At 64.1% G+C, this 1,943-nt stretch carries 1 protein-coding gene; it reads left to right on the top strand.

All coding sequences use genetic code 11. From position 1 onward, the window contains the following. Positions 1–1,018: 1,018 nt before the first annotated feature. Positions 1,019–1,837 carry a rolling circle replication-associated protein gene (locus C484_RS07915; protein WP_004045523.1) on the top strand — a complete coding sequence of 273 codons (819 nt, stop codon included), beginning with the start codon at positions 1,019–1,021 and terminating at the stop codon, positions 1,835–1,837. The last annotated feature ends 106 nt before the right edge of the window (positions 1,838–1,943 follow it).

Genomic DNA, 1,943 nt, shown 5'->3' with positions numbered 1-1,943 from the left:
GATGTGTATAAGAGACAGGGATAGAGGACCGCCCCCAGACTAGATCGGTCGGTCCCACCGCGAGGTGAGAGGTGCCGGGTGGGGTCCCCCTAGACACCGTTATAGGTCCCTGTGGTGGGTGGTGGGGTCGGTTCGATTTTCGGCGACCCTTGCGCCGTCCTGCGATTAGGGAGCGGAGGGGCGAGTGATTGTGGTGGGAGAATCGCAAGACGGCGGTAAGTTGTGGCGGTTCAGACAGGGGTATCCTTACGCCGTCCTGCGATTGTACGGATAGGGCCGGGATTCGACAGGGGGAAGAATCGCAAGACGGCGGTAAGTTGTGATGGGTGATACTCCGGGGCGATCGGCGACCCCTGCGCTGTCATGCGGTTTCGGGTTCTGTCTGGCTATGGTTAGAACTGCTAATAACAATATGTGGGCGTGTTGGTAGTATCGGGATAGGTAGATGTTCTGCCGGGGTGAAAGGTCAGTATTCTTTAAGGGGCTAGTCGTTCTCGTCGCAGTCAAAGCTACGCAACGTGAGTGAATGCCCGGAGAAGGCCCGGGCGACGGACGATTCCACCGGACGCGATTTGTGGCAGAATCGCCCGGTGGAAACCTCTTGGCCGGAGGGTTCGTCCTCGCTCTGTCCTCTCTCAGCCGAGTCAGTAAGTGTTTCGACGGTTCACGGAAACGCTCGGTCTGGACGACTAAGCGCCGATCCACCGCAAGGATCGGGCGATCTTGATTTGCCCGAGAGCCGGCGTACCCGGCTCGAGGGCCGCCCGATCCGCACGCCCCCGACCGGCGGGAGGGGGCTATCTTGTGCGGTGGCGGTGCGGCGGCGGTGCGGTCTTTACTCGACGCTAGTTAGAACAACTCAAGAGCCGCTATGCTTCGCCAATTCAGGCGTTCCACCGTGCGGTGCGGTAGAAGACGTGCCGGTGGCTATGGTGCGGTGCGGTGCCACCGGCTCGTCTTCGTCGCGGTCGTCGGATAGTGCCGCCCCAGCTGGGCCGGACGTGCTGTCGGGCCACTCGTGGAGCAGCTCGCGATCGCGTCGGTCGGGGTGGTCGGAGTGAGCGCGGATCCCGTCGACGGCGAGGTCGAGTTGGATGAGCAGTCACGGCTCGGTCGGGACTGGGATTGCGGGCCGGATCGGGAGCGGCCGGACTGCCGGAAGGACTTGGCGCACCTGAAGTACCAGACAGAATCGGGGGAACAGGCGTCGTACCGTTGCGGTTCGTGGGACTGCGAGTGTTGCGGCCACCGGCTGAGGATGGGACTGATCGAGGAGATAGAACGGATCACGGAGGAGCGCCCGGAGATGCGTCGGTTCCTGACGCTCACAGTGGACCGCAGAGCGCCCGCGTCGAAGGAGGAGAAGCACGAGTACATCACCGATCGGTGGAACGCGCTGAGGACGGAACTGAGGGACCGCTATCCAAACCTGTCGTATCTGTGGGTGCGGCACGAGGGAGACGAGCGGGACCGGCCGCACCTGCACCTGCTCGTGGATCGGTTCCTGCCGCAGCGGGAACTGTCGCAGTTGGCCGAGCGCGTCGGCCTCGGCCGGGTGGTGGACATCCGGCGGGTGGACGCACGGAACGCGGCGCACTACATCAGTGCGTACCTCGGTCGTGGCTCGCTGTCGTTCCTGCCGTCGGGGTCGCGGCGGTACGGATCTAGCGCCGACGTCGATCTCGATCCACGCGATCCGGGCGGCGACGATCGTGACGGCAGTGCGCTCGAGGAGGACTGGTCACTGATGGCGTGGGATCCGATCGTCGAGGACTGGGTGTCGGCTGCGTCGGGAGACTTCCGGCGCGACGAGGATAGAGGACCGCCACCAGACTAGATCGGTCGGTCCCACCGCGAGGTGAGAGGTGCCGGGTGGGGTCCCCCTAGACACCGTTATAGGTCCCTGTGGTGGGTGGTGGGGTCGGTTCGATTTTCGGCGACCC

The sequence above is a fragment of the Natrialba taiwanensis DSM 12281 genome, assembly GCF_000337595.1.
Taxonomy (GTDB): Archaea; Halobacteriota; Halobacteria; order Halobacteriales; family Natrialbaceae; genus Natrialba; species Natrialba taiwanensis.
Note: the sequence above shows the minus strand (reverse complement) of the source record. Positions and strands in the feature narration are given on the sequence as shown.